General features: G+C 43.4%; 18 protein-coding genes and 1 pseudogene. 2 read left to right on the top strand and 17 right to left on the bottom strand.

Annotated features, from left to right (window positions below; all coding sequences use genetic code 11):
* Positions 1-148: 148 nt before the first annotated feature.
* Together ACFP56_RS17540 and ACFP56_RS17535 are read left to right on the top strand one after the other, a co-directional pair.
* Positions 149-544 (top strand): DUF4280 domain-containing protein, encoded by a 396-nt coding sequence (locus tag ACFP56_RS17540; RefSeq protein ID WP_379236959.1) that lies wholly within the window; start codon positions 149-151, stop codon positions 542-544.
* Positions 545-585: 41 nt separating this feature from the next.
* A complete protein-coding gene (locus tag ACFP56_RS17535; RefSeq protein WP_379236957.1) occupies positions 586-2,391 on the top strand; it encodes a hypothetical protein in 1,806 nt (601 codons plus the stop codon).
* Positions 2,392-2,443: 52 nt separating this feature from the next.
* Here ACFP56_RS17535 and ACFP56_RS17530 read toward each other — a convergent pair whose 3' ends face one another.
* The 17 genes and pseudogenes from ACFP56_RS17530 to ACFP56_RS17450 all read right to left on the bottom strand — a co-directional run bounded on the left by ACFP56_RS17530 (position 2,444) and on the right by ACFP56_RS17450 (position 25,555).
* Positions 2,444-4,108: a hypothetical protein gene (locus ACFP56_RS17530; RefSeq protein WP_379236955.1), complete on the bottom strand. Its 1,665-nt coding sequence runs from the start codon at positions 4,106-4,108 to the stop codon at positions 2,444-2,446.
* Positions 4,109-4,123: 15 nt separating this feature from the next.
* Positions 4,124-6,199 carry a phage tail protein gene (locus tag ACFP56_RS17525; RefSeq protein WP_379236953.1) on the bottom strand — a complete coding sequence of 692 codons (2,076 nt, stop codon included), beginning with the start codon at positions 6,197-6,199 and terminating at the stop codon, positions 4,124-4,126.
* 15 nt (positions 6,200-6,214) lie between these two features.
* On the bottom strand, positions 6,215-8,371 hold the full coding sequence (locus ACFP56_RS17520) for a baseplate J/gp47 family protein (protein WP_379236951.1): 2,157 nt from the start codon (positions 8,369-8,371) through the stop codon (positions 6,215-6,217).
* Positions 8,372-8,391: 20 nt separating this feature from the next.
* The gene (locus ACFP56_RS17515) at positions 8,392-11,517 is read right to left on the bottom strand and encodes a hypothetical protein (RefSeq protein ID WP_379236949.1); all 3,126 of its coding nucleotides are present in this window, start codon (positions 11,515-11,517) and stop codon (positions 8,392-8,394) included.
* Between the two features lie 17 nt (positions 11,518-11,534).
* Positions 11,535-11,936, bottom strand: coding sequence for a GPW/gp25 family protein (locus ACFP56_RS17510; protein ID WP_379236947.1), 402 nt, complete (start codon positions 11,934-11,936; stop codon positions 11,535-11,537).
* A 16-nt stretch (positions 11,937-11,952) separates the two neighbouring features.
* Entirely contained in the window at positions 11,953-12,675 is a 723-nt protein-coding gene (locus ACFP56_RS17505; RefSeq protein WP_379236945.1) for a phage baseplate assembly protein V, read from the bottom strand.
* Positions 12,675-13,772: a phage late control D family protein gene (locus ACFP56_RS17500; protein ID WP_379236943.1), complete on the bottom strand. Its 1,098-nt coding sequence runs from the start codon at positions 13,770-13,772 to the stop codon at positions 12,675-12,677. The genes ACFP56_RS17505 and ACFP56_RS17500 overlap by 1 nt, the downstream gene beginning before the upstream one ends.
* Positions 13,773-13,784: 12 nt before the next feature.
* The gene (locus tag ACFP56_RS17495) at positions 13,785-14,414 is read right to left on the bottom strand and encodes a CIS tube protein (RefSeq protein ID WP_379236941.1); all 630 of its coding nucleotides are present in this window, start codon (positions 14,412-14,414) and stop codon (positions 13,785-13,787) included.
* 30 nt (positions 14,415-14,444) lie between these two features.
* Positions 14,445-17,948, bottom strand: coding sequence for a hypothetical protein (locus tag ACFP56_RS17490; protein ID WP_379236939.1), 3,504 nt, complete (start codon positions 17,946-17,948; stop codon positions 14,445-14,447).
* A gap of 24 nt (positions 17,949-17,972) precedes the next feature.
* Positions 17,973-18,404 carry a phage tail protein gene (locus ACFP56_RS17485; protein ID WP_379236937.1) on the bottom strand — a complete coding sequence of 144 codons (432 nt, stop codon included), beginning with the start codon at positions 18,402-18,404 and terminating at the stop codon, positions 17,973-17,975.
* Positions 18,405-18,421: 17 nt separating this feature from the next.
* Positions 18,422-18,595 (bottom strand): annotated as a pseudogene (locus ACFP56_RS17480) (DUF6760 family protein); the annotation flags it as partial.
* 11 nt (positions 18,596-18,606) lie between these two features.
* Positions 18,607-18,984 (bottom strand): phage tail assembly protein, encoded by a 378-nt coding sequence (locus ACFP56_RS17475; RefSeq protein WP_379236935.1) that lies wholly within the window; start codon positions 18,982-18,984, stop codon positions 18,607-18,609.
* Positions 18,985-19,117: 133 nt separating this feature from the next.
* Positions 19,118-19,555 carry a phage tail protein gene (locus ACFP56_RS17470; protein WP_379236933.1) on the bottom strand — a complete coding sequence of 146 codons (438 nt, stop codon included), beginning with the start codon at positions 19,553-19,555 and terminating at the stop codon, positions 19,118-19,120.
* Positions 19,556-19,585: 30 nt separating this feature from the next.
* Complete coding sequence (locus tag ACFP56_RS17465; RefSeq protein ID WP_379236931.1) at positions 19,586-21,271, bottom strand: phage tail sheath family protein; 1,686 nt, start codon at positions 21,269-21,271, stop codon at positions 19,586-19,588.
* Between the two features lie 95 nt (positions 21,272-21,366).
* Entirely contained in the window at positions 21,367-21,933 is a 567-nt protein-coding gene (locus tag ACFP56_RS17460) for a DUF4255 domain-containing protein (protein WP_379236929.1), read from the bottom strand.
* Complete coding sequence (locus ACFP56_RS17455) at positions 21,933-24,107, bottom strand: ATP-binding protein (RefSeq protein ID WP_379236927.1); 2,175 nt, start codon at positions 24,105-24,107, stop codon at positions 21,933-21,935. Before ACFP56_RS17455 ends, ACFP56_RS17460 begins: the two co-directional genes overlap by 1 nt.
* A gap of 110 nt (positions 24,108-24,217) precedes the next feature.
* On the bottom strand, positions 24,218-25,555 hold the full coding sequence (locus ACFP56_RS17450; protein WP_379236925.1) for a PP2C family protein-serine/threonine phosphatase: 1,338 nt from the start codon (positions 25,553-25,555) through the stop codon (positions 24,218-24,220).
* Positions 25,556-25,558 lie beyond the last annotated feature (3 nt).

Raw genomic sequence — 25,558 nt, 5'->3', positions numbered from 1 at the left:
TCTCCCCATTACATTATAGTCTTTGCATCACAACTCTTTATGTATCCAATGCTATTTTACTATATTTAGCCAGCATACTACTAGTTCTTTATTGCAATCTTTTATGTCAAATAGTAAACTTATGCTAGATGTTTATTTAACAAAGAGGGTGATTCGCATCGCAAATGTCGTTTGTGGTGGAGCTGTCCTGCAATGTAGCTTTGGAACAGGTCCGTCGATCTTTAATGTACTCCCAGCAAACAAAGTCACAACCTCTCTCCCCATCGCTAATATTATGGATAATAAAGCAATTGTTAATATTTCTCCCTTTATATTGTGTCAATCATTAGCCAATCCTACCGTAGCAAGCGCTACAGCTGCAGCATTTGGTGCGCTTACGCCTATGCCCTGCATGCCTGTTCCTGCTTCACCCTGGACGCCCGGTTCTCCTACCGTGCAAATTAATAATTTCCCAGCAGTAACCAACTCATGCAAATGTATGTGCAGTTATGGCGGAGTCATTTCTGTGCAAGCACCTGGACAAGTCACAATCCAAGCTCCTTAACAATCTATTCCCTTTTGACATGATTTGAAGGAGATCGAGAAATGATAGAAAAAATTATTATGCCATTTGTCAATCCTATTAAAAAACGCATTATTATGCCTTTAAAGCGATTGAAAAGCTGGCCCAAGCTACTAGCCAAATGGATTAAGCGCAAGTTTAAAGAAATACTTGGACAAAAGGAAATCACGAAGGATAGCTATGTTGCTATAGGTAATTACTATATTTCTAAAAAATTTATTGTCATTATCCTAATCGTTATTCTATTACTCTACTTTTTAATATTTATCAGACCTCCCAAATTCATCAATAACTTGCTAAAGCGTACACCTACCATAACGGTCAGCGAACAAGGAACTAATTTCACAGGAAAAGCAATATTGAAAAACAGTGATAAGCAGCTTCTGTATGTTGGTAATTTAGTGGAAGGCAAATATGATGGACAAGGAATTCTTTACTACCCTAATGGTCAGATTCAATATGAGGGTGCTTTTAGTGCTGGTTTGTACAATGGAGCAGGCACGCTGTATGCAGAGGACGGAACCTTGCAATATGAAGGCAGCTTCCTGGCTGGTGAGTTTGATGGCCAGGGCAAGCGATACAATGCGAGTGGAACATTAATAGAGCAAGGGTTATTTTCACAAGGCCTGCTAAGCAATGGCTCCTTATATAACGATTCGGCTGTCTTACTATATACCGGCGCCCTTTTGAATGGAGCATATGAAGGTGAAGGCAAGCTGTTCCATGCGGACGGCTCCGTGCATTATGAGGGCGCATTAAAAAATGGAACGCCTCATGGCAAAGGAAGATTATACACCGATCACGCTACACTATTGTATGAAGGCGAGTTTGCGAACGGCGCATATGCGAGCGAAGGAACGCTATATGATGACCAGCAGCAAATGATCTATCAGGGTCAGTTTCTTAATGGAAATTTTCATGGCAATGGTAAGCTGCTATATTCCAATGGCTTCATAAGCTACGAAGGTCAGTTCATTAACGGTAAACAGACCGGCGAGGGCACATCCTACTTTGAAAATGGGAATGTGATGTATAAAGGACAGCTTCAATCTAATCAGTATCATGGACCAGGCACGCTATTCAATGAAAATGGCAATACGATCTATCAAGGCAATTACTCTAATGGATTATATCATGGAATTGGAGAGGCCTATAACGAGGACGGACTTCTTGAATATGCAGCTACCTATAAGTTCGGCAAACGCAACGGTGAAGGCAAATGGTATCAGGATGGCACTCAGCTCATCTACCACGGATTTTTTGCTAACGATTATCTGGACTTCAATGCTCTGCTGCGATTAGGCTATAAGGAGCGTGAGCTGCTGTTAGGTCAAGCGCCTAGCACGGTCTATATCGTTGATGATTTGCCTGCGCCTATCGTAGTTGAAACGGAACCTGCGGACACTAACGCTGACTCAGATTCGGCAGATAATCCAGACACGGATCGTACAAATGCTACGGAAGCGCAAGATACGGAACCTGCTTCCACGACAATAGAACCTGTATCTCAGGCAGAAGAAGATAAGCCAATTCAAGGACAATGGATTGAACAAAACTATGCAGCATTAAGTCTGTCTTTTGTTACCCGACAAGAGAATATAGAGGTAGAGCAGTATGAGTTGTACGAAATGACTTTATCAGGTGGGCTCGTGCTTACGACCTTCTATCATGAATTACTTGAGAGATCTCAAGCTGATCCAGAGCAAGTTAAGCTTACTAAAAATGGTCTGTCCTATACGTTTAACATAGCGGATATTACCTATCTCATTCGTTTAAATCAGGATGAAGAACCACAATATGCAAAAGTCATATTGAAAGAGAGAGAATGAAAAATAGCCGTCTTGAGTCATACCCTTTGACTTGAGACGGCTATTTTAGTAGCTATTCTATGGCTGCAGCTGCTTCTAAATGTGCATGCTGTGGCAGTTCTTCTGCCTTAACGGCTACAGCTCCAGTTGCCCACCAACGCACGCGAACACGCATAATATCTGTTTTTTTATGAACCTTTACTGCAATTCGAAATGTTTGATTCGTTGGAAATTGAATGATTGCTATGCTTAACTTCGGATAATGCAGCTCATACTCTGATCCCTTCAATATGCTGAGATCACCTGAGATGAGAGCATCACTCTTTTTCCACATTTCCGGCACGGCAACATCGGATTTAATATCCTCATCCGAAATCGCTGTCGTAATATACGGCACACTATCGGTAAATCCGTGCTTAATCTCTTCAGAGTAGAAGGTACTCTCACGACTCTGGAACCACTTTTTCTTCTTCTCAGAAACGATAGAAATTTCTGCGATGCCCGTGGTCACCGTTGGCGTCGGTTCAATCTCTTCCGTCTCTGGCATAATGCGTGCAAACTCCTCTTCAATAAGTGGAAAAGGCTGCGGTGCTTTCACTTGATCGAATGGAATGATATCTGCTTGCTGAGCCGATTGGCCGTTACGATCTGCGGCGATAAATTTATGCTTCATCAGCTTATAGAGCAGCGTAGGATTCATCACATAGTCCTGAAAAGGCTGTGGAATGATTTTATCAATAACATAACTAGCCCCGAGCTGCAGCAAATTTAACTGTGCCAAATAAATACTCGGTTCGCTCGGAGCATCCAAAGCAAGATCAAGCGGACGATTATAGTAATCACTAATGATTTTGCTCGCCACATCCTGCTCAATAATTTCAAGCTTCTGCTTTAATACGTTCAGATCGTATACAACACGATCTCCTATCGTTAGCTTCACACTGCCAGTAGTTGCGGATAAAAACAGTACACTCTCTGCCTGCTCCATTCCTTCCTCTTGCGTAGCTGCCTTTAGCCTAATCTGCTTAACAAACTGTGTTTCCCCGCTGTCGAGCGGCTCTTGAAACACGATTTTTCCATCAACGTCACCATCGACAACTGTTAAGGAAGGAAATTGCGGGATGAATTCAAATGAAACAGGTGGAGATTGCAGCGTTTTTTCAATTACAAGTGTAATCTCAAATTCCTCATCCTGCTTGATATAACGAGGCGTGTACTGATAAATGCTGACCGATCCATCATCGTACCATGCCCATTCATTGAACATAAGATGCTCAAATGATATATTGGGATGCTTAGGTCGCTTGTCTGTTACGAACAAGCGATAGCTTTCCTGAATACGGTTATGTTCACTAATTTCCTCGCTATTGCTCATTCCCCCTACAGCATGGACAGGCTCTTTCGGCTTCTCATTATAGGCAAGACATAGATACACGTTTTTAGCGTAATCATGATTGGTAAATCCATCCACGTTAGAAAGCTTCATGGTCATTGGAGAAGGAACGACTATTTCTCTTCCAAGCGCATCTAAAGCAACTCCAGTTTCAATTGCAATAGACTTATCATCTACAGCAACTACCTGTAAGCCAGCTACAACTCCGCTCCCATACAATAGTCGGTTTACTAGTCTTCGTTTGTCGGCATTATAGGTCTGCTCTGTCATAAAGTCGCGAACCGTCAATAGCTTTCCATAAAAATAACGGTTCCTTTCAAACGGCACATATCTTGATCGATTCATTTCCTATTCTCCCCTTTATTCTAATCGTGAATTTAAGCCTAAACGAGAATGCTTATTCAATTGATTTTCCTGACCAAGCTCCATCGTAATCGTATGATGAGGCATTGATGAAATACCGTCTAGCAGCAACTGCTGTGGCGCTGTTAAAATCGTATTCATACCAAGGTAAGAGTGAAGATCCATGTATACCCATGGCTGCAGTACAACCAGCTTGCATGCTGAGAATACAGGCTTGTATTTATCTAAAATATGCTCCAAGGTGATACGCTTCAGCTCTGTATCTACGACATCGGCTTTTACCAGTACGTTAAAGGTATGCGGATCGGTTACATAAAGCCGATCTACAACATCGCGAAGCTCAATATTTTCCTTTAATGGCTTAATGTCGTCATATTCCAATATGATGGGGCGATAGCCTGTATAGATCTTCACCAAAGTTTCTATCGCATATCGTGTCCCTCTCATGTTGGATAGCTTGGGGGCATGAATGAGCAATTCTCGCAACTGCTCCTCCGACCAATAATCCTCGCTATCAATTCCTAACCAGCTTAACAGCCATTTTAGTGAGGAGCCGCTATTCATGCTTGCTTCCAATGTTCTCGGTGCCGACAATATACGCTGATCCGTTTTCTCGATTAAGGTTTGAAATATGCTGAGGTAGTTCGTTAAAAATCCACTATCGGTCCGCTGATAGATTACGGGTAAATCTGAAACATAGGATTGTCTCGGAAAATACACATCTAATGCATGCAACCCAGGAGAATGGCTATCGGTTCCCATAAGCTCTACGGCTACCATTAAATATTGACCGATCAAATTGTTGAGCAAAGCATCCTGCGGATCTACAATCGTTTGCTGCCATAGTGGTTGCAAAATGTCCAGCTTTTGCTCCATTGGTGCTTCGTTATGCTGCAGCCATTCCACAAGATGAATTTTCTCCCCTGCAACGTTCACCTCCAGGTGATCGGTTGCAAATACATGAATGTTAATCGTGGTGTCGTTGTGAATGCTTGCATCCAGAATGATCTTATGCCACTGCGTCCCCAACTCGCCACTATTAAGCGGCATAGACAGCCACACACCACTGTAGCTTTGCTTCTTATCCCAAAAGCTCGGCAATAGCTGCGGGATGAGCGTATAGGCAAATCCGTCAGTCACATTGATCACTTGCAATTGATCTCCACGCGCGACGACATATTGCCCCTTTGTAAGCGGTGTTGTTCCGTGCTCCACATACCTTCCATTCTCATCAAAGGAAATTAATCTGCCCTCTTCTGCCTGCTGCTCCAGCAATAACATCCAATATTGATTATTCTCATCTATTGCCATACTTACGATGTTGGAGATGTCTCGATCCAATGTGAGATAACGTATCGTTTTTTTTACGTCCCAGCATACGATCTGATTTTCTATAGCATCTGCATAGACGACATCACCGTTTTTATGCTGTAGCAAACGATTGCGAGCGCTCCACTCTTCTATGAAATCAGCCTCATGAACAAGCGCTGCAGAACAGCGATATACATCTACAGCATTCATCGCCAGTCCTATATTATCGAACTGCAACAATTGTACGTGCTGTGCACCAGGCAATGTTCCGGTGACAACGGTCGATTGATCGTCCAGCAGCAAGACTGCACTTGCCACAAACGGTTGATCTTTAAAAGCTTCCAGCTTCCATTTCAATTGACCACTGTCCAGAAAATAACAAAACAATTGGGAGTGCTTGCCGCTGTCTTCATCGTTGCTCTGATAGAGTACGACGAGTAAATTATCCTGGATAGATATCCGATGCGCCATTAAGCCTTCTTGAGCAGGCAACACAAAAACCAGCTCTATAGCTGCAAAATTTCGTTCCATTCGCCAGACGCGCTCTTGATCATCCAGCCAATACCATCGCCCATTTTTCGCAACGATAGCATCCTTCCATGTCGTATCCTCATAGCTTGCAGGCAAAGTTAATTTTTGCACATTACGATAGTGATGATCTTTACGAATTTGAAGACCATGAACATAAGGATCAAGATGAACAGCTATGCCATTATTCCAGTCTGAGGGCTTACGGAATGCAAAATGTTTTTGTTGTTTCATTCGTCAATCCCCCTTTTAATGCTGAATAATAAATTCGATTTCATGCTCGCCAGAATAAGCTAAGCCATTAGGCGGAATGCGAATATCTCCGCCCTCTTCTTGTGTAACTTGATTGCCTTCTGCCATAATCCACAAATCCTGTATGTACACAATTCCAGCAACGCTATGAATATAGTCGTATACATCGCTTTTATTAATGGATTTGCCAAATGCCCAGCCGTCTGACTGACTCGTTTGTTCAGGAATAAGCCAGCGATTCAATGCCGTTACGACCTCTTTCTCTTTTCCTTCGTATTGGGCTTCCACTACGATAACGGCTCGAATTGTAACCTTGATATATTCAGGCCCAATAATATGATACTTGTTTGTTAGCAGCCGATATGGCTCCATATGTGCAGCAATTGTCTGCTTCAAGCCATCGCTAGGACTCGGAAACAACCGACTGCTTCTTGGTACGACAACGATTGAAAGTTGTCCCATCGCACGTTCTTGCGGATAATTGGTAAGGGTAGGATGATAGCCGCTTATCGCTTTTATTCTAGCGATTTTCACACCAGGAATTTCTAAAACGCGTGCCTCAATATCCTTTTCGGTAATCGCGCATTTCGGATCTAATGCCTCCAACTTTGTACGTGCCAATGCGTCAGCTACCGTTTCCGGGTCCTTGCCTCCGTATGCAGGGAATAAATTAGTTACCTGCAGTTGCTGATTATGTACACTCATGCTCTTAAGCGTATCTTCCTTCACATTTCCTTGTATGCCTTCACCTGTACGATAGCTTATGAATCGAATATTGGGTACAGGCGAGCTCGAAGGTGACATTCCGTATGTGCCATCAGAAAAGGAGAGCTGCTCATCCTCCGTGATCACATAATGGGGACTGCTCATCGTCGATTGATCGAAATCCAATACCCGTTCCCAGTCACGCCAAAGCATTCTCTTCATTTCGGGATCCCATTCCCCAACCTGCACGATCAGTTGATTACAATATATCGAAGATATCGGCAATGGATAGATTTGAAACGCAATTCCAGTTCCACTGCCAATATATTGATCCGCTACAAAATCAGGATCAAGACCAACAACTCTTATACTGTCTTTTCCAATAGGAATAATCTCGAATGGTTGTATCGTCAGTACAACATGAGTATCTTCATGCTCAGCATGTATGTACTGTGGAGCAACATCGATCCAGCCATCTTCAACTTTATACTGTACTTGAATATGGCCGCTTAGATAAAGCGCATGATACAAATACAGATGTACCGGTTCACTTTGGCCTAATTTGCGCGTCTCTTCTCCCCAACCCTCAAAGCGCTCCTCAATACACCATGTTTTGCCTTGGGAAGTAAACACCTCATTCCACATAATTCGGCGAACTCGAGGGATATCGTCAAATCTGCCTGCCACTACTTCTGCTTTTATCGTTGAAATGCTTTGTGTGGAAAGTGGCAATTCGAATAAAATCGGACCACTTTGATGAAAGGAATATGATTCATCTCGTTCCATGCGAAGCGGCTTCCAGCTTCCACCCTCCTCATCCTCTGCCAAATAACTCCACTCAACCGTAGCAGAAGGATAGAACTGCTTATAGCGTGCAGGAATACGGTGCGCCGCTGGCTGACCGTCCAGCTCAATAAATAGGGATAGCGGCATAACCTGTGGCAGCGGCTCTTCTAATGTAATTAACATGTGAGAGCCAATCTCTCCTTTATCGCCAAAAGGATAGAAGACAACCTTGCCTGAACGGAGGTTTTGTGTTAACGCCTTGCTTGTTCCATCATGCTTTAACGTAATCGAAGTTGTGCGTTCTGGTATTAGCGTAATGGAGCGTACGGTTTCAAACTGCAACTGTCCAACCTTGATTGCCGTACCAAACGGTATGTAGGTGACGTCATGAACGTGCGTAAAGCTAACAGAAGTCGTTGCAGGCTGTCTATCCATTGGCCAGCCGCCCAGCAAAGATAAAAATTTACGATCATACTCTACTGACATCCGATTAATCCGATATTGCTGCATCTCAATATGCCATGCCAACAGCTCAAGCAGCGTCATACCTGGATCATGTACATTTTCATCTGTCCATTCTGGAGCTAAACGGGGAATGAGTTCCTTCGCTTCACGCATAATTTGCTCAAAGGTGCGATTATCCAAATTTGGTACTGGCAACATATCTGCATCTCCTCTCCTGCTTATTGATGAACCTCAACCGTAATCCGATGTTCGCCTGGAATAATGATGCTATGCGGCAGTAAGTCAAGCTTGTCCGGATTGTATTCTACTTTCCCGTCTAATTCATGCTTGTATGCCTCGAGCAATAATTGTGGTATATGAACGACAGGACCTAATGATTTAATTAACGCATAAAACATCGATGGATGTATCGATTGACCAATTTCCCAGCCTCTTCCGTCGTGATTTCCATGAATCGGATCAAGAAAATGATTCAGCTTCTGCTGCAGCTGTCTTTCGACCATTACGACATCATCCATCGTTCTAACCCAAACAGTAGCGCGAACTCCAATTTCAACATAGACAGGCTCAATCACCTGCAATAAATTCGGGAATGCAACACTCGCTGCTGTAATTTTCAATAAACGATGCTCGATCCACTTCTTCAGCTCAAGAAAATGCGTATTTTGACCTCTGCCCGTATGAGGCATTACGACGAGTGTTAATGCCCCTGCTTCTGGCTGCAATTTAATATTTTGATTAGCCAAGCATTTTACTTTGGCAACGTTAGGATGGATGCTGCGAGTGAGCCATTCAAAATCATCAGCTACTACCGCTCTATTACGGTGAGCAAAAAACTTCGTCCCATGAGCAATCGCATCAGATACAGTGCCTGCGTCACAGCCGCCTGCTGCTTCTTCAAGATTAGACACTGATTCTACAAAAGCTATTGCATTTTGCAAAGAAGTGATCGTTCCCTTCTCTACGTTTCCTCTAGCACCGCCTCCACTGATATAGCTTACTTTAACCTGATCAATTCCATTAAGCGATATAGCTTTACCGAACTGACCATTGCCAAACGTAATTTTGCCGGTGGCTCGTTCTATGCAATAATGACGATCTGTTGGCTTGGAATGCAAGAAATGATCAACCAGTGTATATCTCACCCAAACCTGCATAATATGACCCTCTGAATCACGCTGGATATCCAGCATCTCAGGTGAATGAAGCATCAATTCTTCCAGCTCATTACTGCTCATGCGACCTGTTTCATCTACCCATACCGTCTCGCTAATCACCGGCTTCAATGACAGGGCATAGCAGCTTTCCTGCATCTCTTGCGTTAAGTCATAACCATCCAGATAGACGGGGTTCTCATGATGAATCGTATGCTGCTGCAATACACGCAGCGTATTTAACTGAATCGTTTTCACAAGTGGCTCATACTCTTCCTCATTATGCATGTAAAAACGCGTATCGCGATTAACCGCACGTATCCAATATTGCGCCTTGCCGAACTGCTTATGAAAAGCAAAATCTCTAGGTCCTACAAATTGCAAAATACCACTTCTTGAAAAACCCTGTGTATCATCTGCAACAACAAGAGGCTGCCACTGCGATGTGCTTCCTACAGCCTTTAAATACTGCCATTCTACATGAGGAATTTCTTCTGATGTCCAATTTCTCGATATCACATCCATATATAAATGAATCGGCCCACGCTCTGGCGGCTTGTCAAAACCAAACCAAACGGTTGGCTGATAGCCTGCCATCGGTTGAAAAGGTCTGACAATTATGCCGCCACTTTTCAACTGCTGGGTATAAGTTTGCCAGTCGAGGTTGTTGTAGCTCATGCAATGCTGAGGGGTTAACATGCGATCCTCGTAGCGATAGCGCAGCTTCATCTGCTGAACATAAGGTGAATAATAGATGGCATCAATGGAATACGGATTAGCTACGGTAACAATGCGAGCACGAATCCACATGCTGTACTCGGCATTCACTTCTATTCCTTCCATGTCTTCTGGAACGATAAATTGCAGCTGAACCTCTTTTTCCTCGGCGATTATATGCTGAAATAACGTTGTCGCTTCCTCAGCCACAGGAAGCACCGCCCATGAACGACCATTCCAATATTCCCACTGTACTTTCGTAATCGTGACGGGATCAGGAACCTCTACTCGATCTACCACTTCACGCTTCATAATTGGCTTCCAATTGATTTGCTTCGGTTTGTCAGGGAATAGCCGATGCATGTTGTACGATAGTGAAAATGAAATCGATACTTCAGCCCCTCGCTTGCCGAGCACTTCCTTATTACCAATATAGAAGCAGCCGTATGTCGCGAAAAAGTCACCAAAAGGCTCACAGCCCTTGTCCGGCTGAATCGGAATATCGTTGTAAAATGCACGTTCCGTCAATATCCCTGAGGAAGCATGGGCAGCTGCATAGTCTGTTTTCATCGTGAGACGTTGGAATTGAAGTTTTCCCAGCCCCAGATTATCATCAACAGCAGATAAGGAATGTGCGCGACAACGAATCCAGTTTCCTTCTTGACCAGCAATCACTGTTGCCTCTAGCGGCGTCGAATTTAGCTTCAGGAGACGCAGCTTTTGTTCATAGCCATGAACAGCATCAAAAGGAATCCATTGACCACCACTGTAAAACTCCCACGTAACTTTACGTTCATCAGCAAACATCAGTGCAGCCTCACTTGCTGCAATTTCATGCTGAGCATGAGAAAAATAAAGCTCGATAGAACAAGGATGAATGACATCGAATAAGAAAGGATGCTCCAAATACAGCGTATGCTCTTGAAGATTGTGTCCCTTGCTGCCATATAACGTAATAACTGGAGCCTGCTCGTCGTGACCTGCTCCGTTCCATTGATTATCCTCTTTGTGTACGACGATGCGATCATTGCGAGGATATACAGCAATAATTTGCTCCAGAGCAGCGGTTGTTAATAAGGCAGGGCTTTCCGTTTCAAATACAACCGCTTCACCGCCAGCCACATTGGCTGCAAGTTGTATGCCTTTATCAATCCATACTGGTTGAGGTGTACCATCAGTAAGCTTAAACAAGACATTGGCTACAGCGGACGTCGCAGGCGCACGCTCTACATTAAATAGATTCAAAAAAGAAACGAGGCTTTTGTAAGGCAGCTTATTCATTCGTTCTATATTGCCTTCCAATAGTCGTAGGAAGATTAGTGCCAATGCACTGCCAAAATCCGGATTATCCTTATTAAAGCTCCACTCCGGAGCGTAAAATGGGACCATGCTATTCAGTTGTTCTAATAGAACCTCTTGATCACTCGAATCTATCGTAGGTGCGAGTTGCTCAAAACGCCGATTATCATTCATATTTTCGCTCCGTATTCTTAATTTGCACCTTCATACAAATAATAGGGGTATACTAGATTGTAAAGGTTGTTCGTTGTTCGCACGGTATACTGAATTGTAATATTTAAGCGATGATCAGCGTGTGGGTCAGATTCTACTTCTACTTCTACTTCGTGTACACGCGGTTCCCATTTTATAATCGCTTGAAGCACTTCATTTTTTATCATTTGCGCCGTTGTCGCATTGTTGCCTTCAAAAAGATACGATTCAATGCCGCTTCCGAAATCTGGACGCATAATGCGCTCGCCTCTTATTGTCGTAATAATAATTTTTATCGCTTCTGCAATATCATCCTCGTATTCTACTGATCGAATTCTTCCTGTTATTGGATCAACTTCGACGGGAAATTTCCAGCCTCGTCCCAAAAAATCCTTTGACATCTGCCTTCTCCCCCTACTAATTCAACTTAATAATGCTTCCTTTTAATTGCAGCATGCCTGAAGCTGATATATTGACATTGGCATTTGCTTTCATCTCTAACGTACTGCTTGCTTCGATTTGAATTTGACCACCTGATAGTTTAATAGATTTGGGCGCCTTGATTTCTATCTCACCCTTCTGATTCATCGTAAGTGTCGCTTGTGACGATTGAATCGTTACTTGACCTTTCTGCTCATCCAGCATAACTTTATGATTGCTGTTAGCTGTTCGGAGTTCGATTCGCTGTTCCTTATCGGCAAACTCCAGCTGATGCCCCTTTTTCGTTTTTACTGTAATCTTACCCGCTTGATCATTATCATCGAATGTAATTTCATGACCACTTCGCGTCTTTATTTTTCGAATATCATTCTTATCATTGTTTCCAGCAGGTGGAGGCTCTTCCTTGTTCCATAAGCTTCCTATCACAATAGGAGCAGTAATGTCCCCCATCATAAAAGCAATCAGCACCTCATCCCCTACTTCAGGTATAAATAAAGCGCCTCTGTCCTTTCCCCCCATAAAGGCAACGATTCTCATCCAGTCGAATTCCTTTTGATCATCGATAACAGGGATTTTCACTTTTACACGTCCATTACTATCCGGGTCCTTGTTATCTGTGACTATACCGCTATATACACCATTCATCGTAAAATGCTCATCCTGGCGCGATCCTGTTGTAAAGTAGTCATATAACATCATTACACCGCATTTCCTTTTAATTTGAATGAGGTTTGATAGCCTGAAGATCCTACTGTATGTGTCGCACTTTCAATATAATAAAGGGTATTGAGTCGCTTCCCTAAGCCACCGATTTCTATATATCTGCCTGCTCGAATTTCTGGCAAGCCAATACATGAGGCACTGGCGCTGACAAGCTTCATACTGATTTCTTCCATCTTCGCTTCCGCTAGCTCTTTCGCTTCCGCTTCGTCATCTACTTGCTCTTGGATGACTTGTATAAATGTCCCTATCTTTTTCAGCAAATCTCCGCCGGTTAAAGAATTTTTCCCAAGCTTCCGTACTGTAGAGGCTTCTCCATATACAATATCCTTTGACTTGCGTATATTCCCCTTCACGATCACTTTCGTCACCTGATCCGCAATATCATGTTCGAGTTTAAAGGACATTAATTGCTTCCCCCATTCCAGCGTCATAACAGGGGTGCGGTTGTTCATATACGGACGAAAATACAGCTTTTTACCCACTACAAAAAACTCATAATGTAATTTATCTGCTAAATTTTTAATGAACTTGTGATCAGTCTCCGTATTTTTCATAAGGGTCGGGTAAACCTGTGTATCCTTTTCAATATCAAATTCAGTAAGCCCATATTTTCTGCCGAGTTCCTCTACAATGTCAGGAATCGTTTTATTTGACCAAATTTGCGGCTCCCCGCTTCTCATCATGAAAAAGCTTATATCCATTGCGGTCACAGAAATAACGGGAGCTTGACCAGATGAGAAATTAAATTCAGTGTTGGAAATGTAACCAAAGAATAATGGCGTCAAGATGTCGGTGTAGCCGATAGATACTTCTACAGAATTACCAGGCTGAAGCAAATCGGCCCATTTCAAATCTCGTTTTATCAAATCATAAGCATTGGTAACAGAAAAGCTGACCGTATCCGCGATCTTTGAGGTGGAGGTTTGTATAGTGACGGATTCAATAGCCATACCTTCCTTTACAATATCCTTATTGCTAACGATGACCTTAAAAGATGGAGCAATAAATCCACGGTAATGCTGCTCTAAGGAATCAAAGGAAACGGTTTTTGAATCTAGCTTAACGCTGCTCATATCGTGATCTCCTTATCCGTATAATCGTGGAATTTTCAATAAAGTCCCTGGCTCAAGCTGTCTTGGATCGGCTAGATCATTCGCTTTCGCAATTGCACGCCATAGTGCTGGGTCCTCGTATTCTTCCGCTGCGATCTGCCATAGCTGGTCACCCTGCTTCACAGTTCGTTGTTTCGTACGATCCGCCGATTGTCTTGGAATATGCTTTAGCTGCTCCTGCATGCTTTGTACTGCTTTGAACGTTACATTTAATGTTGCTCGAACCGGCTTGCCCTCTCGATTAAACATCGTATAGCGCTGGCTTACCTTTTCGAGTACACCCTGAAACGATAACGAGCCCCATTTGAATATACATAGCGGAGGTGCATGCAAATCCTTATCGATATCAAGCATTCCAGCAATTTGCAGGGTATAGCTTCGAACATCTGTATTTTGTTCATAAGTATCAAAAAACAGCTCCATGGACAATGTAGTGGCTTCACCCGTTACAAATTGCGCAATGGGTTGAGATAACCCGGGCATCGACTGCCAGGAATATTGATTGGATGATTCAAGTGCGTACTCTGAAGGATTGAATAGAACATCAACCGTCGTTTTTTTTGATCCCACCATCGCAATGACTTGTGCTTTTTCCAGTGACATGATTTCCCCCCTTAATCACTTCTGAGAACATTAACGACCTAATCGTTGGTTATCAAATTTGATTTTTCTGCTTAATTCTTCATAGATTTGATTGGAAAGCTGCTTTATTGCATTGGGATTTCTTGCATCCTGAATAAGCTGTTGCTGTTGCGTAATTTGTTCCTCGAGCTTTTTAATATGCGTTTGCATGACTGCTATGGGCTCCGTAAGGGAATCCTGCTGCTTCACTTTCTTTTCTTCCTTCACAAGCAAAGACACATGCTTGATGACCGTATCAAGCTCTACACGCTTTAATGAAAGCGTCTGAGCGTTATCCTCTTTTTGTGCAGCCTCTACTCTTGAAGGCTTAGAGGAGTCAACATAACTTAAACGGGTATCAACCTTGGAATTGCTCCGCGTCATATCCGTATGATGAATGACGACTGGCAGTGCATTAGAATGCTCAGCCATTCTCATATGTACCGGAAGTATTCTGAATTGCTCAGCCTGCCTCACACTGACGGGCAGCGATCTTGAGCGATCTTGCTTCATTGCTACTGGCGTTGATTTTGTACGTTCAACCTGGTTTATAGCTACTGGCGATGAGCTTGCATACTCAACTTGCCTCATTTTCACTGGCAATGTTCTTGAACGTTCTACCTGTTTCATTTCCACTGGCAATGTTCTTGAACGTTCTACCTGTTTCATTTCCACTGGCATTGACCTTGCATGCTCAACCTGTTTCATTTCCACTGGCATTGTTGATTTTGTACGTTCAACCTGGTTTATAGCTACTGACGATGAGCTTGAACGTTCGTAAGAACCTCTATTTGCCTGCTGTACTCCTCGCTTCAATGCGGTTGGCAGCTTTTCATGTTCTTTGTACAATATCGTCATATGCTGCTTTATGATAGGCCTGAATACACGCTCATGAACAAGCTCTTTAGACTGCTGAGTGACGCTGCTGTGCTCCGCATTATAAACAGCTTGTTCATTCCTGGTTTCCGCATCTTGCTTGCGGATCGTTTGCGTGTCTATTAAGTGCGTGTTTATCGTCTGCTTGTTTATCGAGTGCGTATTTATCGTTTGGGTTTTAACCTCGCGCAGCAGCTTTCGCGCCAAAATCGGGATAGTCGGGATAGCTTGTGCTTCCTGAATTTCACGATACGTCAATTCCCGTCTAGCTAACGCCCTTGAAGTCAGCTTTTGGATAGCTGCTTCCCCTCTATGCGACAAATGCGATAATGATATCGCCTTGCCGCTCTTTAACGTCACAAGCTGGCTTGATTGCGCATGAATTGTTACGGAATGTTGATTATGCACGGTTATCACATCATCAGTGTGCCGTATCACGTTCAATCTCTCTTGCAGCTTGTTCAGTAATACGGTTTGCGGTGAAGCCAGTTTATGCTGCCATTTTGCTTGAAGCAATGGTTCCCCTTTATCATTCGAGCGAGAACGTAGTGCTCCTTGTATAGCTGGGGCTAATACGGACTTTATTTGTTTCGTTATCGAGTGCTGAAGCGAGTGCAGATGCACATGCTCCACCTTGGCTTGTAGCTGATGGTTAACGATCCATTTTGCTTCTGCAAGCTGTAGTCGTTCCTGCTGCGGCTGTTGTATATCTCTTGCTGCTGACGTGCTAGAAGAGTTGGATCGTTCATTGTGCTGAGAGCTGCCTTCCAAAGCTATATCACTTACGGGAGCTTCCATATTACTTAGCGGCTCGCTGCTCGACTGCTCACGAAGCGTCGACCTCGATCTGATACTCTTTTCACTGCTCGACTGTTCACTATTCGGCCTCGGGCTGTCATTCTTTTCTCTGCTCGACTGTTCACTATTCGACCTTGGGCTGTCATTCTTTTCTCTGCTCGACTGTTCACTATTCAGCCTTGGGCTGTCATTCTTTTCTCTGCTCGACTGTTCACTATTCAGCCTTGGGCTGTCACTCTTTTCACTGCTCGACTGTTCACTATTCGGCCTCGGGCTCTTTTCATCGTCACTCTTCCTTGTTATTTCGCTAACTTGCTTCGTAAGGTGAATAAGCGATAACTGCTTCTTAAATTTGATTCTATTCAGCCACTGCTCACTTACTGAAAGCTCCTTTAGAACGGGAAACTTCACAAGCTGTTTTTCAACTTGTGTCCTGCTTCCTTCCATCCTGTTAAACGTAGAATGAACCATCTGCTGTGATGATAGTGTTACTGAAATCGTTTGAGCTGCACTCTGTACGTGAGTTGCTTGAAGAGAAGAAGAATGAGCTTGTGCCTTTACAACTTTTAAGACTGATGCATTTCTTCGAATTTGATGTATATGATGAGCAACAGCTTGCCTATCTTGGACAAGCTGACTATTTTCTTTTTTAGGGCGACTCTGTTGCCGTTTTTGTTCTGCAACGTAGTAAAGCTTGATATGCTCCTGAGAAAGCCGCTGCTCTATTTTGCTTAACGTCTTCTCAGAAACGTCCTTCATGCTGATTTTTCTAAGCTGTGTCAATTGCTTGGTAGACACCTTCAAATGCTGTGTAGATCTATAGCGTACAAAATCATCATGCACTAACCGATGGATCGTCCACTGAACATCCTGCCCAGTTATTCGTTCATCCCTGCTTGCTTGATTAGCAGGAGTTATTGCCCGCTTCTCACTTACCACATTATGAAAGATGCTTTCATTCTCTAGCTGCTTCACTACTGTTTGAGTCTTCAGGAGTAGTGACTCGTGCTCTTTACGCCATTGCTGCTGCCTTTCTTCTACACGCTCATGCCAGATCATTCGAGCCGGCTGCTTCGCATATGAAGTCGTTACAAGCTGCGACTTGGTCAATTCTGCTTGCTGCACATCTTGTTCTTTTTTTTCCAATCCTCTTACGGTAGAAGCTGTAGGCTGCTCTGACACAAGCTGCTCTCGATTAGGAGAAGCGAGCGAACCATCGTTTTCGATTGCAACGGTTTGAGCATTGGTCATAACATGCTCCATATGCTTGACGCGCTCGTAATAATGAACGACAGCATTGCGTTTTTCTATGATCGATTGCAGAAAGCGATCCTGCTTAAAATGCTGCGAAACCTGCTTCATGTGCAACCATGTCGTATCTCTTTGCTTCTCTTGACGTACATGCATAGCTTGTGCGGGCTCTATCGAGCTTGACATAGGAGCAACATTTGCTTCAGTCATAGCAAGAGCATCCACAATCCTTGTAGTTTGCATATGCTGAGTTCCAGAGCTAGAACTGGAGCCAGCAGAAGTCTGCAGTCGTATGATGCTCTCATTGGTTTCCCGCAACAGCTGCTGCTTGTATACGGCAAGTTGTGAAAAGGAAAGATGCTGCACAGCGAGCTTTATATACAAGGGCTGGATGATCTGTTGAATCGATACAGCAGGTACAGCAATAGCCGTCTGCTGCTTAGCATGAACGACATCTTCCTTATGCTGAAGCCGAACATGATTGCCTTGCGAAAAAGACCACCCATATTTCCTTAAAATTTCGTTGGAAAATTGTGCTTGGCATTGAACGCTAATCATCATCGTTTGGCTTTTCATCACTTTCATTCTCAATTCATGCTCACCTCTCCAGCCTTACTAACGCAACTTAAATCCGTTGTGCACGAGCTCAATTTGTTCAATCGCTACTTCACTTACAGAAGCATTCAAATCAGGGCCTATCCATTTCACGGGATAGGCATCGTTAAAGGTCCATCGACGATATTCCCTAAACCTGTCGTCAAATAATATAATAGAACCGCTTAAACGCCTAATGCGTCCTGCGACAACATCATTGTGCCAATCCCACAGCTCAGTAGAATAGCCTATGCCTCTTTTCAGCACAATCGGTACATGTCTAGTCCCCTTCGCTAGCTTATGAACGTAGTCATTTACTCCGCCTTCGCGATATTCTTCGAATTCCGTTTCAACCGTAAGGCCACTTACTTCAGAAAAACCTGCAACATATAAATTTCCGATTTCAACCATAAAACGATAATTGCCTATTAGGGATGATTGATTAAAAAACAAGTTGGTTCTCCCCCGATCTAGAAAACATCAAATGGATTTTTTTGTTCCGACTCTCCATTTGTTTTACGGTTTATTTGTGATATTTCTTCGCACCACCTTCTTCGTTCCTTATGCTCTAAATTCATAATTTCTGCGTGCGACCAATGGAAGTAGTAAGCAATAAACCCGATTTCTTCATACAGCTTTTTTTCGGGATAAACGCTTAAGCCTCTTCCGTCCGAGACAAAAAAGAAATATCCACCTCGTACTCATGCTCGCACTTCGGACAATGTGTACGAACCATCAGCTTTTCCATTTCGTTAACTTCACGATAGAAGTTTTGTAGAAATGCTAAATCCGCTGTAAACATCCGTTCAATTGTTTTCGTATCTACTGCACGCAAATCGCCCAGCTTCGTAATGACACGAGCAAGCAATATGATAGACAAGTAGCCCGGGTTTTGCTGTACACGAGGATCACGCATCGGTAAAATTTCGTCCGCTGCCGTAGCTAATCGCATTGTTCCTCTACGATGCAGATTGCCGTTCTCATCCACATATCCTCGTGGCAATTCAAATTGAAATTCAGTTTCAAATGACATAGCCGCTCCTCCTGCGCTAGTATATCCATCGAAAATACTAGCTTTTAATTATTTTTAATATGTTCCATATTTCTGAAATAAGACGCAGGAACAAACCGCAGCGGTCGTTCCTTGCGTCCAATCTCATCATCTATTATTGCGTACGAAGCATTCCTTCGTGCGCTAGCTCTAGCAGCTCAATGGCAACTTCTGATGCGGTAGCATTAAAGTCTGGCGCAGTATATTTCGTTGGCCAAGCTTCATTTACTTGCCATGTTGCAACATCCTCGCCCTCTTCACTAATCGCAATAATCGTAACCGTTTTACGCTCAATTGCTCCTTCAACGATACACTCCTGAATCCATTCCCATAGATCAAGAGAATCGGTAGCACCCCATTTAAGTGAGATGTTGCCGTACTTCGCCAAGCCTGGTAGCTTACGCGGTGTAATGACATCCGTCCCCTCACGATATTCAATGACATCAAGTGAAGCGTCGAAGCCAGAAACTTCGCTAAATCCTGCCTGCTCAATTCCTTCAACCTCTACACGGAATCGAAACTTGCGGTATGGGTCATTTCTTTCGCCTGCCATGTTTGATTCATCCTTTCCTTCTACTTTTCATTATTGTTCATTCGTTTTTTGCGTAATGCGGAATACGACGAACTCTGCTGGTTTAACTGGCGCGATACCAATTACGCATATAAGTCTGCCGTTATCAATATCATCCTGGCTCATCGTGTTGGAGCTAATATCGATGTAAAATGCCTCATTTGGCGATGAACCCTGCAATGCGCCGCCACGCCATACACGAGTTAGGAACGCATCGATCGTACGGTGTACTCTTGCCCATAGACGCTCATCATTCGGTTCGAATACTACCCAGTTTGTGCCTTGCTTAATCGATTCTTCGATGAAGATGAACAGGCGACGCACGTTAATATATTTCCATAAGCTATTGGAGCTAGCGGTGCGAGCTCCCCATACACGAATACCTTGACCAGTAAAGCTGCGTATCAAGTTTACGCCTTTCGGATTAAGCAGATCTTGCTCGCCGCGATTATATTGAACATCCAGTCCAGTTACGCCGCGCAGCACTTCATTGGCTGGTGCTTTTTCAATACCACGAGAAGAATCGCTTCTTGCGTACACACCTGCCATAGAACCAGATGGAGGAATGAATACATTGCGCTTCTCAGCCGGATCAAACACTTGCACCCAAGGATTGTAAAGCGCCGCATAGCTGGAATCGAACAGATCGCGATGCTCCAGCACCTCTTGAACAGATGTTTTCTCACGTGGAATATCAAGAATGGCAAAACGGCTGCCAAGTCCTTCGCAATGTGCAACTAGTGCAAGTTGTACAGCTGGAATCGTAACGCCAGGTACAGCCATAATGCTAACGGAATCATTATCAATAAAGCTTTGGATACCTGTACGTTTGCCAGGACCATTATCTTCACCCATAAATGTACCTGCTGTTACTGTGTCGAGACTGCCATCAGAACCGCCTGTCAGGCTAATGGTTAGCTCATTCGCCTCGCCTAGAAGATCACTAATTGTACCTTCATTAACCGTTACTTCAATGAGCTGTGATTTTGCAAGCACCTTTGTAACAAAGTGTGGAGATTCTACGTTAAAGGAAAGATTATCAAACTTCTCGGCTACTGCTCCATAAGCAGCAAACAACGAGAATTCTACTGTGGAAAGAATGCGAGTCGGTACAGCACCCGGCTCTGTTGTTACTTCACCCGTCAATTCATCAGCAAGCTCGATTACTTGATCACGAACACTAACGACCACTGTTTTTTGGATGCCCTCTTCGCTTGAGAATACAACCTCGTCTCCTGCGTAGAAGCCCCCGCTATTTTTAAGTACATACTGATTATTTCCTAGATCAGATACAATAGCTGATTTCGCCTTCGTTGCCTTTTCTACACTAACTGCAACCTGATTGCCCCATGCGCCTGCATTTTTAGCAGAAACTTGCAGCACGCCGCTTTCGCTTGAAGCAACTGCAGCATTTTCTGGCGTTACACGTACGATGTATGCCTGGGAGCCGCCATTGACGAAAAACTGCTCAACAGCGTAAGACAGATAACGGTAATCGCCAAATTGGTTTTGTGACAAATAGCCACCGAAATTTCTTTTGAAATCATTCATACTCGTTACAAGAGTTGGTAGTCCAGTCGTTGGTCCAAGCTCAGCCAAACCAACAAACCCTGCGATGCTTGTGCTTACGCCTGATAGCGGTTGCCCAGCACTATCGAACTCTTCTATATACACGCCAGGTGTAAAATATTCAGCCATTTGTTTGCCCAATTATATCGATCATCGATATAACTAGTACCTCCTTTATTTTATTTATTGAATAGAGTTGGAAGATTCCAGCTCTAGTACAATCATCATTTAAACTGCCTTGTTTTGATTTGTCGTTCGCTTACTCGGCTCACGGTTTTGGTACGAGTAGAATCGATGTAAACTGGACCTATCTTATAACCTAGCGATAATTTATATGGCTGGTTCGGAAACAAGCTAACCAAGGTTTCTATTGGAACAGGCTCCTTCGAAATGCGGTATGTATGAGTTGTGCCTGTGAGCGCTCCCTCTAGATCGTCATCCTTCAATACTGGATGATCGTGCAGCAGCTGAAGCATTCTCCCAATCATCCGCTGCTCATCGATGCCACGTGTCAGCACATCAGATGAGGAATGCGCTGTCACGATGTAATACAGATCCAAAGCAACACCCGGATAACGCATGCGATCGCCCAGGTCTACCATTTCCTGACTACGAGCTTCAGCGTTTTCCTTGATCTCATATAAGTAGACCGTCACATTCATATCCCCACGATCAAGTGGATTAGCTAGTCCAACTCCATCAGAATGATTGACCAGATCAGGAACGAGCGCTTCTCGCAGCACCTTTACAAAGGACAGTCCTATATCAGCAATGACTGAATAACTCGCCATTACGATCCCCCCTTCCAATATTCACTGTAGCTGCCAAGCCGCTCTTTCATCAGTAATTTGCCCGTCTTCTTATACTCCTGAATAGCTGCCTCAATGACGTGCTTCATGGAGACGATACCTGTATCACTTGCTGCCATATATGCAGCAGTCAGTACGATATTTTTAATCGGGCCACCAGAGAGTTCAAACGTTTTTGCCAGAAACTGATAATCTAGCTCTTCGCATGGCATTTGCTTCGGAATAACAGAGCGCCACAGCTGCTCTCGCTGCTCAACAGCAGGAAACGGGAATTTCACGATATATTGAATTCTTCTTGTAAAGGCTTCATCCAGATTTTGAGAAAAATTCGTTGCCAGAATCGTTAATCCCTCATACTCTTCCATCTTCTGAAGTAAATAGGACGTTTCCATATTGGCGTACTTATCGTGCGAATCCTTTACCTCTGATCGTTTGCCGAACAAAGCATCTGCCTCATCAAAGAACAGAATAGCTCCACTAAGCTTGGCACGATCAAAAACCTCCGCTAGATTTTTCTCTGTTTCGCCAATATATTTCGATACGACCCGTGTAAGGTCAACACGATACAATTCACATTGCAGTTGCTTGGCCATCACAGAAGCAGCCATTGTTTTACCTGTTCCTGGTGGTCCAGTAAACAGCATGCTGACTCCTCGACCATACGGCAACAACCGGGAAAATCCCCAATTCTGCATGACGGTGTAGCGATGATTAATTCGATAACACGCTTGCTGCAATAATTGCATAACATCTGGCGGCAGGATTAAGTCCTCCCAGTTCCAGCTTGCTTTAAGCTTATTAGCCTTCTCCTCCAATCCATGATGGATAAGAGAGTACGCTGATTCATGAATAAGCTTCATGTCTTGCGTGGCATCATCATTAAATTGTTGAATTTTTACATATTCCGCTAATTGCAAAACCTTTTTAATTTGACCTGGACTAAATTGAAATTTATTTGCAAGCTCTAATGCTTGGGAGGAAGTAATAGGCAATCTAGTGCTTGCAAAATGGAGCCATAAAGAGGCACGCTCATCGATGCTTGGTACTTCAAAAACATAGCTGAATATCGGGATATCCATTAACGACAACGTGATCGGCTGCTCTGAGTGTAAAATAATCATTCCTTCGAACTGTGTTATTGCGGTTTGCAGCCATTCCAGCCTTAAGTCATTGGACAAGAGAAGCTTCTCAAGTCGATCAAATACGATAAGACAGTTCGTAATGGTTGCGCCAAACATAATATCAGTCAAACCTTGCTGAAACTCTGCTCGCATTAGCGGCAAGGTCGTTGCATCCACGCAAAGAACAGATTTTTGAGCATAGTTTGCCAGCCATGCTGTGTGCAGCATTTTACCTGACCCTGTTGTACCAACTAGACATAGTGCGACCTGCTCGTTCTTATAGGTATCCGCAATATACTGCATATTGCGCTGTTTCTCATGATCAACAAGCAGTTCAGCCATAAACGCTTGTGAATTGCATCGATTCGCTTTTATATCGAAAGGAAAACGATATTCTTCATGAACATCAAGCAATAAATAATGAATAACACGCTCTTTGAGACAAAGCGGTTTTATTAATATCGAGCTTTCTTGGAAAAGAATCGCTTGCTTTTCGCCCTCTTCATAGAGCAGGGCATATTTACCGCCCAGATAATAGTAGCGATGGTATAACGCTTGTACCTCCTGTGAGGTTCTAGCACAAAGTGCGATCAGTAGATCAAGGGTTACGTTTTGCTTCGTCATATCATCCTGCAAATACGCATATAGCTTCATATATTTCTTGTTCAAATGCGGGGCAAGCATCACCATTAACACACGAAAATCAAGCTCATCGAGTTTTAAGCTTTGCTGCAGTGAAAAAATCGATAAACTTGTAGAATGCTTTAGCTTTTCAGTTGCAATGCTCTCCAGCCTTCGAATGACTTCCTGATACTGATCACTTAATTTGAGATGTATGACCTGACTATGCAGCAGCTCCTTGGCTTCTTCCTCGGACAATGCCATCTTGCTCATGCTGCTCGTACTTATCGAGCGATAGACAGGCATTAATCGAATCGCTTCTTCGAGCACTACGTCCAAAATCAACGATTGATCTTCATAATACTCCCAAACCGTTTCATACCTATTTGAAGCTGCTCCTTGACCTGTTTTCATACATCCATTCCTCAACTTCAATTTTTCGGATCATTCTATCTTTTAGTGTAACTTGAAAAAAATTAAAAACAATGAACTAGATCACAAATTTCGCAAATTTTCGCTATTTTTTATGTCATAGTAAAAACTAGCACTGCAATATCATCTGACTGAGGGAAGCCTTCTGCAAATTGCTGGACATCTTCAATGACTGCCTGGGCTTGCAAAGATCGCTGCCTAGAACGTATATATTGCTCGAGTCGATCGGGTCCGTACATATGACCAAGTTCACTTTCCGCTTCTGTAATCCCATCTGAATAGATCACTACCGTTGTATTAGCAGCAAGCTGCATTTCCATCGCTTCATAACGCATATGTGGCATGACCCCGATTGGCAAGCCTTTGTGTACATCAAGCGTCGCAACCTGTCCATTTTGCAGCAGCAGAACAGGACAATGTCCCGCATCGCAATACTGCATCAGCCTCGTCCGCGTATTGATAATCGCGATAAATAACGTGGCAAACATCGTAGAGTCTTCTGAGCTGATTTCATTATTGATGGAATACACCATTTCTGAAACATTCATTCCTTTTTGAGCTTTTGCACGAATCCATATCATAAGCGAAGACATAAACAGCGCCGCTGGCATGCCTTTATCCGATACATCGCCTAAACAAACAACGACATGCTCTTCATCAAGCTCGAAAAAATGATAGAAATCACCACCTACTTCTCTAGCAGGCAATAGCTTGGCGTTCAGACTTAAGTTGCCATGTTGAAATTGTTCGCCTGGCAACAGGCTTAATTGAATCTGACTAGCCATTCTCATCTCACTCAGCATTTTTTCCTTCGCAGCCGTTGTTTGCTGCAGGCTATCCATTGAATGGCGCAGTGCTTCATAAAGCATCATATTTTCTAATGACATGGCAATAGGCGCACTTAATTGCTCTAGCAAATCAAGCTCATAGGCTTTGAATCTACCATTATTTTTCTTATTGATGACCTGAATGACGCCAAGCAGTGTGCCGTTAGAAAAAATCGGCGCACATAGCATATTTCTTGTAACTACCTCTGTTTCATTCTGTACTTTATTGCTCCATCGAAAGTCCTGGCTTACATCTGGAATGAGCACTGATTTGCCATGAATCTGTACCCATCCTGCGATCCCTTCTCCTGCCGGCAGACGTATTTTTTTCACTTCCTCGGCACTGTTTCCTGTTGCCACTTCAAAATACAAATCGCCACTTTCATGGTCCATTAATATAATCGAAGACCCTTCGGCACCAAGAGCAGTTGTCGTCTTTTCCATTATTAAGGCAAGAAGCTGTCTGCGCTCTACCGTAGAGCTTAACTGCAAACTCATCGAGAGAATCGTTTCATTCATTTGTAATTTAAGGCGAAGCCTCCACAACAAGCTGCATAATCCAATGCATAGCAGTAATAACACGCCACTAACGATTGCCCACATGTA

Origin of the sequence: Paenibacillus septentrionalis, assembly GCF_042659865.1 — a bacterium.
GTDB classification, from domain to species: domain Bacteria; phylum Bacillota; class Bacilli; order Paenibacillales; family Paenibacillaceae; genus Pristimantibacillus; species Pristimantibacillus septentrionalis.
Note: the sequence above shows the minus strand (reverse complement) of the source record. Positions and strands in the feature narration are given on the sequence as shown.